Here is a 14,702-nt window from a genome sequence, read left to right on the forward strand (position 1 = left end):
ATCCGAAATGGGAGCGATCACATGACCTCACCGCACCCCGTCGACGCGCGACTACCGTTCCTCCGGCAGTTCGCGTTCGGCCTCCAGCATGTCCTGATCATGTACACCGGATGCATCACCGTCCCGTTGGTCTTCGGCGCGGCCGTCGGACTCGACCGAGACACCATCGCGATGCTCATCAGCGCCGACCTGTTGATCGCCGGTCTGATCACCATCGTCCAGAGCCTCGGTGTCGGCAAACTCATCGGTGTCCGCCTACCCATCGTCTGCGGTGCGACCTTCGCCGGCCTGACGCCGATGATCCTCATCGCGAAGGAATACGGCCTGCAGGCCGTCTACGGCTCCATGCTGATCGGCGGCATCGTCGGTCTCGCCCTGGCCTGGCCTTTCGCCAGGATCATCCGTTTCTTCCCGCCGCTCGTCACCGGTGCCGTTCTCACCGTCGTAGGAATCTCGCTCATCGGCGTGGCCGGTGGGTTGATCGTCGGTACCGACCCGTCGTCGCCCACCTTCGCCTCGCCCACCAACATCGCCCTGGCCGTGCTGGTGATCGGCGTCGCCGTTGCCTTCCTGTGCCTCGGTCGCGGCATCTGGGCCCAGCTCGGGGTCTTGATCGCCCTCGCCGTCGGCACGGTCGTCGCGGTCCCGCTCGGCCTGATCGACCTCGGCGGCGTGACCGGTTCGTCGTGGGTGGGTCTGCCCGCGCCCTTCCACTTCGGTGCGCCGGAATTCCCGATCACCGCGGTCGTCGCCATGAGCATCGTCATGGCAGTGGTCTTCGCCGAGTCCACCGCGAGCATGCTCGCCGTCGCCGAGATCACCGGCAAGCGCGTCAGCAAGGGCGACATCGCTCGTGGACTCGCCGGCGACGGAGCGTCCGCCGTGCTCGCGGGTGTCTTCAATGCCTTCGTCGACACCGTCTTCACCCAGAACGTCGGTGCGGTCGCCACCACCCGCGTCTACAGCCGCTACGTCACCGCCACATCGGGTGCGATCCTCGTGGTCCTCGGCGCGTTGCCCAAGGTGAGCTCGGTGGTCGCGGCGCTGCCGAAGCCGGTGGTCGGCGGTGTCGGCCTGATCCTGTTCGCCACCGTCGCCCTCGTGGGCATCAACACGCTGCGCTCGGTGGACCTGTCCGACCGCATCAACTCGACGATCGCCGCCGTCGCGGTGGGTGTGGGTCTGCTGCCCGAACTCGCCGAGGGCATGTTCGAGCGCTTCCCGTCCGCTGCGCAGATCCTGCTCGGCAGCGGCATCACGCTCGCCGCGATCGCGGCATTCTCGTTGAACCTGCTGTTGAACCACACTCGTCTCGGGACACTGGCTCGCGCGTCCCGGTCCGGCACGCCGGCCCCCGTCACCTCGGCCGGTACCATCTCTCCCAACGGAGTTGCCCATGAACCAGTCGCCGTCTGACGCCTTCGTCGTTCCCGCCGTCGACATCGGCCCGTACGTTCGGGCCGGCGACGAGGCCGAACGAGCTCGTGTCGCCCGTGAGATCGACGAAGCCTGCAGCCGTGTGGGATTCGTTCAGATTCTCGGACACGGCATTTCCGATCCGGTGGTCGACGGCCTCGCCGATGCCCTCGACGACTTCTTCGGTCTGCCGATGGACGACAAGCAGCAGTATCGGGTGGTGGGTGCGAACCGCGGGTACAGCCCGCCGAAGAGCGAGTCGCTGAGCCTGAGCCTCGGCGTCGAATCCGCCAGCCGCATGAACGATTTCTTCGAGGCGTACAACGTCGGCGTGGAGGCCCGGTCGTTCGCCCACCTGGACCTGTCGGAGGACGACTACGGAATCAACGTCTGGCCCGACGTCCCCCGCTTCGAGGACCGTGTGCAGACCTATTTCACCGAGGCTTCGCGGGTCGCGCGGACCCTCACCCGGATCTTCGCCGACGCCCTCGGGCAGGCCCCCGACTAATTCGAACGGCTCACCGACCACTCGATCGACGTGTTGCGGATGAACAACTACGCGCTGCCCGAGGGCACCGTCGACCTCGACGGCGATCTCACCGGCATGGGTGAGCACACCGACTTCGGGATCGTCACCGTGCTGTGGGCCGATCGGGTCGCGGGGCTGCAGGTGCTCGGCTCCGACGGTGTCTGGCACGACGTCGAACCGCTGCCCGGCGCCCTGCTGGTCAATCTCGGCGATCTCACCGCCCGCATCACCGACGACCGGTGGATGTCGACGCTGCACCGCGTCAAGCCGCCGATCGTCGACGGGAGGATCCGGCGCCGTCGTTCGGTGGCGTTCTTCCACGACGGCAACGTCGACGCGGTGGTCTCCACGTTGCCCGAATATGCGGGCCTGGAACCCTATGAACCCATCCTGATCCGCGATCACATCAAAGCGAAGCTCGCCGGGTCGCGGCACGGCAAGGCCAACACCGCTGCTGTGCGGGAAGCCGCCCGGGTGCTGGCGGCGACGGGGGAGAACCGCGAGTGAGTCATGTCGTGCTCGTGCACGGCGCGTGGGCCGGAAGTTGGGTGTGGGACACACTGCTCGAACCGCTCCGTCGGGCCGGGCACGTCCCACATCCGCTCGAGCTTCCCGGTGTCGGATCGTGGGGTGCCGACGACGTGACGCTCGACGACGTCGCCGCGGTCGTGGCCGACCACGTTGCCGGACTCGACGGTCCGGTGATCCTCGTCGGCCATTCCGGTGGCGGCATCGTCGTCACGCAGGTCGCGGAGATGCTACCCGAGCGTGTCACCGGGGTCGCCTATGTGGCGGGGATGATGCTTCCGTCCGGGGTCGACTTCGGGATGCTCTGCGACGGAATCGGTCTCGAATCGCCGGTGGGCATCTCGCGATGGCTCGAACCCACCGAGGACGGTCGCGGGACGATCGTGCCCCCGGAGGCCGGTGCGGCGGTGTTCTTCCACGAGGCGGATTCGGCCGACGCGATCGGTGCCGCGCGCCGACTCGTGCCGCAACTCGAGACCACCCGGCTCATGGCGCCCAGCTGGACACCGGAACGATTCGGGCGCCTGCCACGCCTGTACGTCGAAGCGACACTGGATCGTTCGGTTCCCCTCGTCACCCAACGGGGGATGCAACGCCTCACCCCGGGTGCGCAGGTCGTGTCGCTCGAGTCCGACCATGCGCCACAGCTGTCCGCCCGCGACGACCTCGCGGCGGCGCTGGTGGAGTGGTGCGCGGAGCGCGTCCGAACATAGGTCGGATCTTCACAAAGGTCGAAGCTACGGAACGAGACCGACGTTGTGTGCGAAATCCGGTGGGAAATCGCGCACAAGGTCGGTCTCGTTCGTTCTACAGGAGGTGCTCCGGGTCAGTCGCCGCCCTTGTACTCGACCTCGAACTCGCCGGCCATGATCCTCTCACGGTACTCCTCGAACAGCGCCATCGCCTCGGGCGAGATCTTGTCGGCGAAGGCCGGATTGATGACGACGTCCAGGCCGCCTTCGGTGATGTCCACCTCGTAGTACTTCGCCGGGTCGACGTTGCCGGCCTCGACGTCGGCGATCATCGCGCGGAGGACCTCGTCGAGATTCCACACGACGGAGGAGACGACGTTCTGGGGTGCCAGCGGGGTCTGATCCATCGTGTAGCCGGCGACGCCGACGCCGCGCTGCTTGGCGCCCTCGATGGTGGCCGCGTCGACACCGCACGTGGAGAACTGGTCGGCGCCCTGGTCGACGAGGGCGTTGACGGCCTCGATGGTCTGGGCCGCCGCGTCGGACCATCCGCCGATGTAGGACGGACGCAACTGGATCTCACCGGGGCCCTTGTAGGTCAGGCGCGCGCCGTCGGCGAACGCCTCGATCTGGGCCTTGCACACCGGGATCTCGAAACCGGCGGTGCCGGCGAGGATGCCGGTCTCCGTCAGGTCGCCGGCGAGGATGCCGGTGAGGAACGAACCCTGATAGAACGGCTGGCTGTAGTCGGCGAGGTTGGCGGTGATGTCGCCGAAGCCGCCGGGATAGGCGAACAGCACGTCGGGGTAGTCGGCGATGATGCCCTTGATGGGTTCGCCGTAATTGAACGAGTGGCCGACGATGAGCTGGTTGCCGTCCTCCGCGAGGTCGGTGACGATCTGGGCGATCTGCTCCGAGGTCGCGCCCGAATCCTGCTGCACCACGGTCAGGTCGATAAGACCTTCCGCTTCGAGTTTCTCGGCGCCCTCGACCATGCCCTGGTTCCAGCCGACGTCGTTGACCGGACCCGAGGTGATGATCGCGGCCTTGACGACCCCGTCGGCCGAGCCGCTCCCACCGGGGTCGGAACTCGAACACCCGGTCACGGCGGCTCCGACGACGGCGGCGGCCGCCACAGCGGTACCCAATTTCTTCACGTGGTTCTCCTCGGGGAAGGGAGGGCTCGCGACTGCGAACCCCAGGACTGACGGGAAAGCTGACGGAAAGCTATTTCGCGGGCACGAACGGGATGCCGAGCGCCTTCGGGGAATTGCTGCGCGAGAACCACACGGTTGTGGCGATGACCGCGAGCAACGTCACCGCGTACGGCATGGCCTGGAACAGCTCGTACGGTACCGACGTGGCCTGTCCACCGGACGCGGCCTGTACGCGCAGCTGGAAGGCGTCGACGAGACCGAACATGAAGCCACCGACGATGGCGCCGAGCGGATTCCACCGGGCGAGGATGACGACACCGAGCGCGATCCAGCCGCGACCACCGGTGATACCGTCCTGGAAGAAGCCCAGGCTGTCGATGACGAGCGCGCCGGCCATACCTGCTGCGGCGCCGGAGATCAGCAGCGTGCTCCATCGGGTGCGGGGGACGGAGACGCCCACCGAGTCGGCGGCCTCGGGGCTTTCCCCGGCCGCGCGGATCGACAGGCCGAAGGCCGTGCGGGTGAGCACCCACCACAGGGCGACGACGAGTGCGAGCGCGAGGTAGACGAGCGGGGACTGCGAGAACACGATCGGGCCGAGCACCGGCAGGTCGGACAGCACCGGAAGGTCGAGGGGAATGGTGCCCTGGATGCGCGGCGGTGTACCGGTCATGCCGAACACCTGCAGGTACAGGAAGGACGCGAGTCCGGTCCCGAGGATCACCACCGAGATCCCCGTGATGATCTGGTCGACGGCCATCGTGATCGTCAGGTAGCCGACGATCGCGGCGATCACGAGGCCCGCGGCGGCGCCGGTGGCGGCGCCGAGCATCGGTTGCCCGGTGTAGTACACCGTCACGAACGCGATGATCGCGCCGACCATCATCTGTCCCTCGATACCGAGGTTCATCAGCCCCGAGCGCTCGGCGAGGCACGCGCCGGCGGCGGCGAGGATGATCGGCACCGCCAGCCGCAGCGCAGCGGTGAACAGCGGGACGAGCGCACCGGCGCCCAGGACATCGGACCAGTTCATCGAGCACGCTCCACGATTCGGTTGGCGAGCAGCACCGTCAGGATCATCACTGCCTGGACGACGGTGCCGATGGACGCGGGGATCTCCTGGGTACGCTGCACCGCCTGACTGCCGAGGGTCAGCCCGGAGACCAATGCTGCTGCGAGCACGATGCCGAACGGATTGCGACGCCCGAGCAGTGCTACCACGATCGCGGTGAACCCGATCCCGGAGGAGATCGCCAGCGACAGTCGGAACTCGCTGCCCAGCAACATGATCGCGCCGGCGATACCGCCGAGTGCGCCGCTGATCAGAGCGGAGGTGACCACGGTGCGGGCGACGGAGATGCCATTGGCCTCGGCGACGCTCGGGCTCCCACCGACGATCTGCGACGCGAAACCGAACCGGGTCGAACGCATGAGCCACCACACCAGCGGCACCGCCGCGATCGCGACGAACACACCGATGTGGATGCGGGTGCCGGGAATCGTCGCGAGTGCGGCCCAGTCGGGAATGCGCTCGGACTCGGGGGTGAAACCGTTGGGATTGGCGAGGGGTTTGCGCACCGCCCACGCCAATGTGTAGAAGACGAGGTAGTTGAGCATGAGCGACGAGATGATCTCGTTGACCCCGAGCCGCGCCTTCAGCACGCCTGCGATGCCGCCGATGCACGCACCTGCGGCCGCGGCGGTGACGGCGACGATCGGGATCGCGATCCAGCTCGTCCCCAACGGCATGCTCAGCACCACGGCCGTCGCGGTGATCGCGCCGACGTCGTAATGGCCCTGCGCGCCGATGGTGATGAAGCCGGTGCGGTACGCGATCGCGTAGCCGAGACCCATGAGGACGAGCGGCGTCATACCCGTGAGCAGGCGGCCGAGTTGCGTATCGCCGCCGAGAGCGGCGTCGAGCATCGTCGCGTAGGCCTGCCCCGGATCACCGCCCGCGAGGACGATGAGGATCCCGCCCGCCGCGAGACCGACGGCGACGGCGAGTAGCGGCACCCCGATAGTGGTCGTGAGACTCCGGATCCGCGACGCGGTGGGCGGCTCGGGTGGCGTCGTCACCGGTGGGCTGAGCGTGGCGGTCATGCTGCGGCCTCCTGGAATCCGCCCATGGCCGAGCCGAGGGCTTCGCGGTCGAACGGGCCTTCGTCGAACTCGGCGACGATCCGTCCGCGGTAGAGCACGACGATCCTGTCGGCGAGGCTGCAGATCTCGTCGAGATCGGACGAGATGAGCAGGATCGCGGCGCCCCGGGAGCGATGGTCGACGAGCGTGTCCCAGACGAACTCGGTGGCGCCGATGTCGAGACCGCGGGTGGGCTGGGCGACGACGAGGACGTCCGGCTCACCGTCGAGGACCCGGCCGAGCACCACGCGCTGGGCGTGCCCACCGGACAGGGTGCCGGCGAGCGTGCGCGGGCTCTGGGCCTTGACCGACAGGGCGGCGATGATGCGCTCGGCGCGTTCGCGGACGGCTGCCCGCGACAGGCGGCCCCAGCGACGGGCGAGCGGGGGATCGGTGTAGCTGTCGATCGCGAGATTGGTGTCGATTCCCAACGACTTGATCAGTCCCCGGGTGTAGCGGTCGGCGGGGACGATGCCGACACCGGCCTCGCGCATCGCGCGGGGGGACGAGGAGTCGATCTCCCGTTCGGCGACGACCACCGCACCGGTGGAGTCGGGGGAGAGCCCGGACAGGACGTCCTCGAGGGCGGACTGGCCGTTGCCCTCGACTCCGGCGACGGCGACGAGCTGCCCGGATGCGACCCGCAGGGTCACGTCGTGCAACTGACCGGGGACGGACACACCGACCAGTTCGAGCATCCGGTTCCCGGCCGGTTCGGTGGCCGCACGGCGGATACCGAGCCCGACCTCACGGCCGACCATGTCGCGGGCGAGTTCGGCGGTGGTGACCCTCTCGGCGCCGTTCCCGCGGATGGGGCGTTCGGCGACGAGCCGTCCTCCCCGCAGCACACCGACCCGATCGGCGGCCTCGAGGACCTCTTCCAGATGGTGAGTGATGAGCACGATCCCGACGCCGCGTTCGGCGGCGAGTCGGCGGACCTGTGCGAGCAGTGAGTGCACCTCGGCCGGAGCCAGATTCGCGGTCGGTTCGTCGAGCAGCAGGTAACGGGCGCCCAGGTGCAGGGCTCGGAGGATCTCGACGCGCTGCTGCTCGCCGACCGACAGGTTCTCCACGCGTGCGGTGGGGTCGCAGGCGAGACCGGTGTCCTTCGCGAGGGCGGCGATCTCGGCCTCGTTGCGCCGCAAGCGCTTCCGGCCGATCACTCCGCGGGACCGGCCGAGCAGGAAGTTCTCCGCAACCGTCATGCTCGGCACGAGCATGAAGTGCTGGTGGACCATCGCGATCCGTTCCCGGCCTCCGTCGATGATCGACTTTCCGTCCATCGCAATGGAACCGGAGTCGGGCGGGAGAAGCCCGGTGAGGATGCGCATCAGGGTCGACTTGCCGGCGCCGTTCTCGCCGAGCAGTGCGTAGACCTCGCCGGGGCGCACATGCAACGACACGTCGCGCAGGACGGTGTTCTCACCGAAGGACCGGTGGATACCGCGCATCACGACGCCCTCGGCGGGAACCGATTCTGTCACTCCCGCAGTGGTGGTGACGCTCGCGGTCGAAGTTGCTGTCACCATACGGTGGGGCCTTCCGAGTAATCGCTATGTGTCGAGTCGAGACGATCCAGGTTGGTAGTTGAGCGGTCGTGTCCGATTCATGACGATTGTGTTTCGGGCGGCGGAAGGGAATGAAATTCGTGATGCCGACGGAGAATGCAGTGCCGGAACAGGATCGCGTCGCTCGGACGGTCGCCGTCGGACTTCCTCGATCCGGCTCGCCCGGTGCTCTGCGTCGGGGCGCGGTCCGGGAACCCGTAACACGGTCCTCACCTCAGCGAGACGGATCCGCAGTATCGCAGGAATTGACTCGGAGCGATCACCCGTCCGCTCTGTCCAGGAGTCACCCATGGAAGCCCTGCCTCTCATCGATCTGCGTCCGCTGCGCGACGGGAGCGACCCGCACGCCGTCGTCGGCGCGCTCGACGCCGCGTGTACCGACCTCGGGTTCTTCGTCGTCACCGGTCACGGACTCGACCCCGACCTCCGCGCGGCGACGATGGAGCAGGCGCGGCGCTTCTTCGCGCTGCCTTTCGAGGAGAAGATGGAGATCGCCATCGCGAGATCCACCTGTCACAGCGGATATGTGCCGCCGAAGACCGAGGCACTCGACCCCACCGTCGGAGCCGACGGCAAGGAGGCCCTCGACATCACCACCGACCGTGCGGCCGATCATCCGGAGGTGATGGCGGGTACGCCGCTGCACGGTCCGGCACAATGGCCCGCCTCGCTGATGCCCGACTTCAAGAGTGTCGCCGACGAGTACGCGAAGGCGTGTCTGGACATCAACGCCCACCTCATGCGCGGTCTCGCACTCGCTCTCGGCCTCGACGCCGACGCCTTCGTGCCGATGTTCACCGACCCGCTCGGGTCGCTCCGTATGCTGCACTACGCACCCGTTCCTGTCGGCGATACCACACTCGGCGTCGCGCCCCACACCGACTACGGCTCGTTGACACTGCTCGCCCAGAACGACATCGGTGGGCTGCAGGTCGCCGCGCGAGGCGGCGGATGGATCGACGTCGTGACCCCGCCCGACGCGCTGATCGTCAACCTCGGCGACATGATCGCCCGGTGGACCAACCACCGCTACGTCTCCACCCGCCATCGTGTGCTGAATCCCACACACGGACACCGTTATTCGCTGCCCTATTTCGTCACCCCGGACTACCACGCCGTGATCGAGGCGATCCCGACCTGTGTCGAACCGGGCGCGGAGCCGATCCATCCACCGATCGGGGCCGGCGAGTACCTTCAATCGCGGTTCGAAGCGACGCACGCATACCTCGGGGCCCCGACCGACGGTCAGATCGACAAGCACACCGTCTTCGTCTCCAAGTAGTTCTCCGGCCCGGCGGCGCCGTTCTCGTAATCCCAGACGACAGTCTCCTCTCGGTTCCGGTGATCAGCGAGGCCGCGCGCTCGGCGAGGGCGATCACGGGGGCGTTGGTGTTGCACGACGGGAGCACCGGGATGACGGAGGCGTCGACGACGCGCAGTCCGTCCACGCCGTGGACCCGCAGGTCCGGGTCGACGACGGCGTCGGATCCCACGCCCATCGCGCACACAGCGTGATGAGTCGAATCGACCCCGCTGCATCAACTTCGTGTTACGGCTGCGTTGCGTGTCCGGCCGTACAACGAACGAGACCGATGTCGTGTGCGAAATCCGGCCGGAAATCGCACACAACATCGGTCTCGACGGGTCGGGCTCACTGCATGAGGCGCCAGATGCGGTCGCGGGACAGCGGCAGCTCGTGCGGCCGCACCCCGATGGCGTTGCGCACGGCGTTCGCCAACGCCGGGGCCACCGGGTTGAACGGGGCCTCGCTCATCGACTTCGCGCCCATCGGCCCGAGTTCGTCGTAGGTGTCGGCGAAGTAGACCTCGGTGCGCGGGACGTCCGCGAATTGCGGAATATGGTAGTTGCGTAACACATCTGTCGTCACGCGGCCGGCGTCGTCTGTGATGATCTCCTCGTACATCGACGCACCGAGCGCCTGCGCAGTGCCGCCTTCGATCTGCCCGCGGCACTGCTCGGGGTTGAGGACGGTGCCGGCATCGGCGGCCTGGACCGAGCGGAGGATCTGCACCTCACCGGTACGGGTGTCGACGGCGACGCGGAAGGCCTGCACGTTGAACGACAGCGAGCGCGGCAGACCGCCGTGCCGGCCCTCGGCGCGCAACCGGCCACCCGCGACCTCCAGCAGCTCACCAGGCGTGACGAGACGATCGCCGCACCGCACGCCGTCGGCCTGCAGCTCGGCCTGCTCCGGGTCGAGGCCGGTCAGCTCCGCGGCGGTCTTGGCCATCCGCCGTCGCAACTCGTGGGAGGCCGCCAGCAGGGCCTTCGACGCGACGACCGTGCCCGACGACCCGAAGGCACCGGTGTCGTGGGTGGTGACGTCGGTGTCGGACTGCTGGACCACGATGCGGTCGGGAGTGGTGCCGAGCGCGGTGGCCGCGATCTGGGTGTGGACGGTGGTGGTGCCGTTGCCGAACTCCGCGGTGCCCACCCGGGCAAGATACCGGCCGTCGGGCAGAAGTTCGATCGACGCTTCGGAGATGTGCCCGTTGGGCGGGTTGGTCGCGATCATCGCGAGCGCCATCCCCTCGCCGATCCGCCAGTGATCACCGGTCGGCGTGGGCCGGCCGCCGGTGCGCGCCATCGCCCGTTCGGCAAGATCGAGACACTGGTCGAGTCCGTAGCTGCCGTACGTCAGGTCGACGCCCTCGGGATGCGCCGCGACCAGTGGCTCTCCCGGCGCGATGATGTTGCGGCGCCGGAACTCGTACGGGTCGATGCCGAGCTTGATGGCGAGTTCGTCCATGGCCGACTCCACGGCGAAGATCACCTGGCCGAGGCCGTAGCCGCGGAAGGCGCCCGACGGCCGGTTGTTCGTGTACACGGATTCGGCGTCGACCCGCTTGTTCGGGCATCGGTACACCGCGATCGACTCCGTGCAGCCGTGGAACATCACCCCGGGGCTGTGGTTGCCGTAGGCGCCCGCGTCGGCCAGCACGTCGATCGCGAGGGCGGTGAGGACACCGTCGGCGTCGGCGGCGAGGGTGACGTCGACCCGCATGGGATGCCGGCACGGAGCGACGGTGAGTTGATCGGAACGGGTGAACTCCCACTGCACCGGGCGCCCCGTCTTCAAGACCGCCGCCGCGACGACATCTTCGACCAGCATCTCCTGCTTGGCGCCGAAACCCCCGCCCACCCGGGCCGTGTGCACGCGCACCCGGTCCCGGTCGAGTCCGAAGATATGGCACAGCTCGTCGCGCACCAGGAACGGAACCTGTGTGGAACTGCGGATGACGAGCCGTCCGGCCTCGTCGAGATGACCGATGGCTCCGTGTGTTTCGAGATGGGTGTGTTGGACGCGGTGGGTCTGCCAGCGTCCCTGCACCACCGCCGCAGCGGACGCGACCGCCGCGTCGACGTCCCCGCTGCTGCCGTGGATCGCGGCGACGACGTTGCGTCCGGGATCGGCGATGCGCGCGTCGGCGGACTTGTCGGCGTGCAGGAGGGGAGCCCCAGGCTTCCGGGCCTCGTCGGGATCGAGGACGAAGGGCAGTTCCTCGTACTCGACGTGGATCGACGCGAGCGCCCGGTGTGCGATTGCCGGACTCTCGGCGACCACCGCGGCGACCCGCTGTCCGCGGAAGCGCACGACCCGGTCGAACAGGTATGTGTCGTCGGGATCGTCGTTGCGGTTCTCGTGGCGAGCGGTCGAATAGGCGGTGGCCGGGGCGTCGCGGTGGTACAACACCGCGTGGACACCGGGGAACGCCTCGGCGGCCGAGACGTCGACGGAGAGGATCCGCGCATGGGTGTGCGGGCTGCCGAGGACGGCGATGTGCAGCAGGCCCTCGACGGTGGTGTCGAGGGTGTACGGCTCGGTGCCGGTGACGACCCGCGTCGCGGCCGGTGCGCGCTGCGAGCGGCCGCACGACGGGCCATCGACCTGCTCGACGTTGGTGCGCGACCGCAGGGCATCCTCGATCGATCGGTAGCCGGTGCACCGGCACAGGTTGCCCTTCAAGCGTTTCGGCAGGTCGTCGAGATCTTCGTCGGTGAAGGTGGACGCGGTGACGATCATGCCTGCGGTACAGAAGCCGCACTGGAAACCGGCGGCGTCGGCGAACTGTTGTTGGACGGGATGCAGGTCGTCGGGGGTTCCCAGTCCCGCGACCGTGGTGACCTCGCGACCCTCGACCCGCACGGCCGGGACCACGCAGGAGTGGACGGGTTCGCCGTCGAGCAGGACCGAGCACGCGCCGCAGTCGCCGGCGTCGCAGCCCTTCTTGACCTCGAAGTGCTCGGTCTCGCGCAGCAGGGTACGCAGGCACTGGCCGGGCCGGGGGTCGACGTCGCGTTCGCGGCCGTTGACGGTGAGTTTCACGGCTGAACCTCCGTTTTCGGCAGTGCAGTGTTCGACAGTTCGGTGCGGATCTCTTCGGCGAGCACCGCGGTAACGGCACGTCGCCAGTCGGCGGAGCCATGCGCATCGGTGTAGTAGCTCGTCGTCGGGACGAGACGGGCGAGTGCGTCGGACAACGCCTGTGCCGACGGGACTTCCGTGAACCGCAGGAGGCAGGGACGCACCGTCGACGCGGTGATCGACAGCGTGACACTGCCGTCGTCGTCGCGGCGTCCGATCACGACGGCCCCCGAACGTCCCAGCGGAGAGAGGGCGATCTTGCGGAAGACCGTGCGGGAACTCAGGACCCGCAGAGGAATCCGGATGCTCCGCAGGATCTCTCCGGGTGCGAGGGCGTTGGAGGCGACTCCGAGGACGAAGTCGGCCACCGGGATCCGCCGTTCGCCGCCGTCGATCGTCCAGATCACCGCGTCCGCGTCGAGTGCGGTCGCCAGCGAGATCATGGCGCCGGCGGGGAAGGACAGGCAGATGTTGCCGCCGACCGTGGCGCGCTTCCAGATCTTCCACGACGCCAACAGTGCCTCGGCGCACTGCCGGAACAGCGGTGCCGCAGTATGTTCCGCCTCGTCCGAGAGTGCGGCCATCTGTTCGACCGTGCAGGTCGCGGCGATCTCGAGAGCGTCGGGGTGCCGGGTCACGGCAGGCCAGCCGAGACCGGACAGATCCACGAGTCGGTGGAGGTGCGGTTGCGGTTCGGAGAACAACCAGGTGCCACCGCCGAGCGGGGCCGCGCCCTCCTCGAAGGTCAGATCGGTGCGGTCGCGGGCGATGTCGTAGGCGGTGATGTTGTGCAGATCCATCGCCTTCACCCCGCCTTGGCGACCAGCGCGGCGTGTTCCGCCGCGACCTGCCGTGCCACGACGTCCTCGTCGACGGTCCGGACCTCGTCGCGGACGACCACCTCACGGCCGTTGATCAACAGCAGTTCGAGAGGCGGTGTGCTGCCGAGGACGAGGGCCGCGACCGGGTCGGCGATGCCGGAGTGGGCGAGGCCGTCGATCCGCCACAACGCCAGATCGGCGAGCTTGCCGGGCTCGATCGATCCGATCTCGTCCTCGCGTCCGAGGACCCGGGCGCCGCCGATGGTGGCGAGTTCGAGGCTCTGCCGCACCGTCATGGCGCGGGGGCCGCTGCGGGCACGGGCGAACAGTGCGGCGTGGTGGGCCTCTTCGAGCATGCAGCACGACTCGTTGCTCGCGGCACCGTCGACGCCGAGGCCGAGCGGCACGCCCGCGGCGTAGAGGTCGGCGGCGCGGGCGATGCCGGCACCGAGCCGGGCGTTCGAGGTGGGGCAGTGGGCCGCACCTGTACCCGACGCGGCGAGCACACCGATGTCACGGTCGTCGAGGTGCACGGCGTGCGCGTACCAGACGTCGGGTCCGGTCCAGCCCAGCGACTCCATGTACTGGACGGGCTTGCATCCGAACTTCTCGAGGCAGAAGTCCTCCTCGTCGAGGGTCTCGGCGAGATGGGTGTGCAGCCGCACCCCGAGATCGCGGGCGAGCAACGCGGACTGCTTCAGCAGCTCACCGGTCACCGAGAAGGGCGAGCACGGCGCGAGCGCGACCCGCAACATCGAATCGAACGACGGATCGTGCCAGCGGTCGACGGCCTCGCGGCTGCCCTCGAGGATCGCGTCGATGTCCTCGACGATGTGATCGGGCGGCAGACCCCCGGCGCTCGCACCGAGGTCCATCGACCCGCGGCAGGGATGGAAGCGGATACCGACCTCGGCCGCTGCGGCGATCTCCGCGCCGAAGACGTCACCGCCCTCGCGGGGCACGACGTAGTGGTGGTCGGTGCTGGTCGTGCATCCGGTGCGCACCAGATGCGCGAGTGCGCCCTTGGCCGCGACGTGCACGGCGTCGGCGTCGATGCCACCCCAGACTGGATAGAGGGTGGTGAGCCATTCGAACAGGGTGTGGTCGGCGGCGAGCCCACGCGTGATCCATTGGTACAGGTGGTGGTGGGTATTGATCAGGCCGGGGGTGAGCACGCAACCGGTGCCGTCGACGATCTGCGCATCGTCGTAGCCGGTCGGTTCGCCCGACCCGACCGCGACGATCCGGTTGCCGGAGACGACGACATAACCGTCGCGGTGTTCGGCGCGGGCGGCGTCCATGCTCACCACGTGTGCGCCGCGGATGACGAGCGGCCGGGTGGTGGGATGCGCGTGCATAGTCGACTCCTCGGATCGTCGGGAGTCTTCAGTCAACTGCGCCGAACAGATGTACCTCTGCGGCAGCACGCACGAAACACCTCGGAAATCCGCGGCTCGTACTG

The 14,702-nt window shown here is 68.3% G+C and carries 10 protein-coding genes and 3 pseudogenes; 4 read left to right on the plus strand and 9 right to left on the minus strand.

The window, feature by feature from the left end:
- Positions 1-21: 21 nt before the first annotated feature.
- The 3 genes and pseudogenes from BO226_RS02620 (at position 22) to BO226_RS02630 (ending at position 3,186) form a co-directional block, all read left to right on the plus strand.
- Positions 22-1,416, plus strand: a complete 1,395-nt coding sequence (locus BO226_RS02620) for a uracil-xanthine permease family protein (protein ID WP_039586344.1) — start codon at positions 22-24, stop codon at positions 1,414-1,416.
- Positions 1,397-2,452: pseudogene (locus BO226_RS02625) on the plus strand (isopenicillin N synthase family dioxygenase). The gene BO226_RS02620 and the pseudogene BO226_RS02625 overlap by 20 nt, the downstream one beginning before the upstream one ends.
- On the plus strand, positions 2,449-3,186 hold the full coding sequence (locus tag BO226_RS02630) for an alpha/beta fold hydrolase (RefSeq protein WP_006550613.1): 738 nt from the start codon (positions 2,449-2,451) through the stop codon (positions 3,184-3,186). The pseudogene BO226_RS02625 and the gene BO226_RS02630 overlap by 4 nt, the downstream one beginning before the upstream one ends.
- A 113-nt stretch (positions 3,187-3,299) precedes the next feature.
- On the opposite strand, the gene BO226_RS02635 is transcribed toward BO226_RS02630, so the two are convergent.
- The 5 genes and pseudogenes from BO226_RS02635 to BO226_RS28630 form a co-directional block, all read right to left on the minus strand.
- Positions 3,300-4,322, minus strand: coding sequence for a BMP family protein (locus tag BO226_RS02635; RefSeq protein ID WP_228044946.1), 1,023 nt, complete (start codon positions 4,320-4,322; stop codon positions 3,300-3,302).
- A 70-nt stretch (positions 4,323-4,392) separates the two neighbouring features.
- Positions 4,393-5,355 (minus strand): ABC transporter permease, encoded by a 963-nt coding sequence (locus tag BO226_RS02640; RefSeq protein ID WP_006550611.1) that lies wholly within the window; start codon positions 5,353-5,355, stop codon positions 4,393-4,395.
- The gene (locus BO226_RS02645; protein ID WP_006550610.1) at positions 5,352-6,425 is read right to left on the minus strand and encodes an ABC transporter permease; all 1,074 of its coding nucleotides are present in this window, start codon (positions 6,423-6,425) and stop codon (positions 5,352-5,354) included. Before BO226_RS02645 ends, BO226_RS02640 begins: the two co-directional genes overlap by 4 nt.
- Positions 6,422-7,225 carry an ATP-binding cassette domain-containing protein gene (locus BO226_RS28625; protein ID WP_418345743.1) on the minus strand — a complete coding sequence of 268 codons (804 nt, stop codon included), beginning with the start codon at positions 7,223-7,225 and terminating at the stop codon, positions 6,422-6,424. Before BO226_RS28625 ends, BO226_RS02645 begins: the two co-directional genes overlap by 4 nt.
- 276 nt (positions 7,226-7,501) lie before the next feature.
- A pseudogene (locus tag BO226_RS28630) lies at positions 7,502-7,864 on the minus strand (ATP-binding cassette domain-containing protein); the annotation flags it as partial.
- A gap of 457 nt (positions 7,865-8,321) precedes the next feature.
- On the opposite strand from BO226_RS28630, the gene BO226_RS02655 reads away from it, so the two are divergent.
- Entirely contained in the window at positions 8,322-9,314 is a 993-nt protein-coding gene (locus BO226_RS02655; RefSeq protein ID WP_006550608.1) for an isopenicillin N synthase family dioxygenase, read from the plus strand.
- A 55-nt stretch (positions 9,315-9,369) separates the two neighbouring features.
- On the opposite strand, the pseudogene BO226_RS02660 reads toward BO226_RS02655, so the two are convergent.
- The 4 genes and pseudogenes from BO226_RS02660 to BO226_RS02675 form a co-directional block, all read right to left on the minus strand.
- Positions 9,370-9,537: pseudogene (locus tag BO226_RS02660) on the minus strand (GMC oxidoreductase); the annotation flags it as partial.
- 146 nt (positions 9,538-9,683) lie between these two features.
- Positions 9,684-12,380 carry a molybdopterin-dependent oxidoreductase gene (locus tag BO226_RS02665; RefSeq protein WP_033097280.1) on the minus strand — a complete coding sequence of 899 codons (2,697 nt, stop codon included), beginning with the start codon at positions 12,378-12,380 and terminating at the stop codon, positions 9,684-9,686.
- Positions 12,377-13,219: an FAD binding domain-containing protein gene (locus BO226_RS02670; protein WP_050993395.1), complete on the minus strand. Its 843-nt coding sequence runs from the start codon at positions 13,217-13,219 to the stop codon at positions 12,377-12,379. Before BO226_RS02670 ends, BO226_RS02665 begins: the two co-directional genes overlap by 4 nt.
- Positions 13,220-13,224: 5 nt before the next feature.
- Entirely contained in the window at positions 13,225-14,598 is a 1,374-nt protein-coding gene (locus BO226_RS02675) for an 8-oxoguanine deaminase (RefSeq protein WP_033097281.1), read from the minus strand.
- Between the last annotated feature and the right edge of the window lie 104 nt (positions 14,599-14,702).

The organism is Rhodococcus sp. 2G (assembly GCF_001886355.1).
Taxonomy (GTDB): Bacteria; Actinomycetota; Actinomycetes; order Mycobacteriales; family Mycobacteriaceae; genus Rhodococcus; species Rhodococcus pyridinivorans.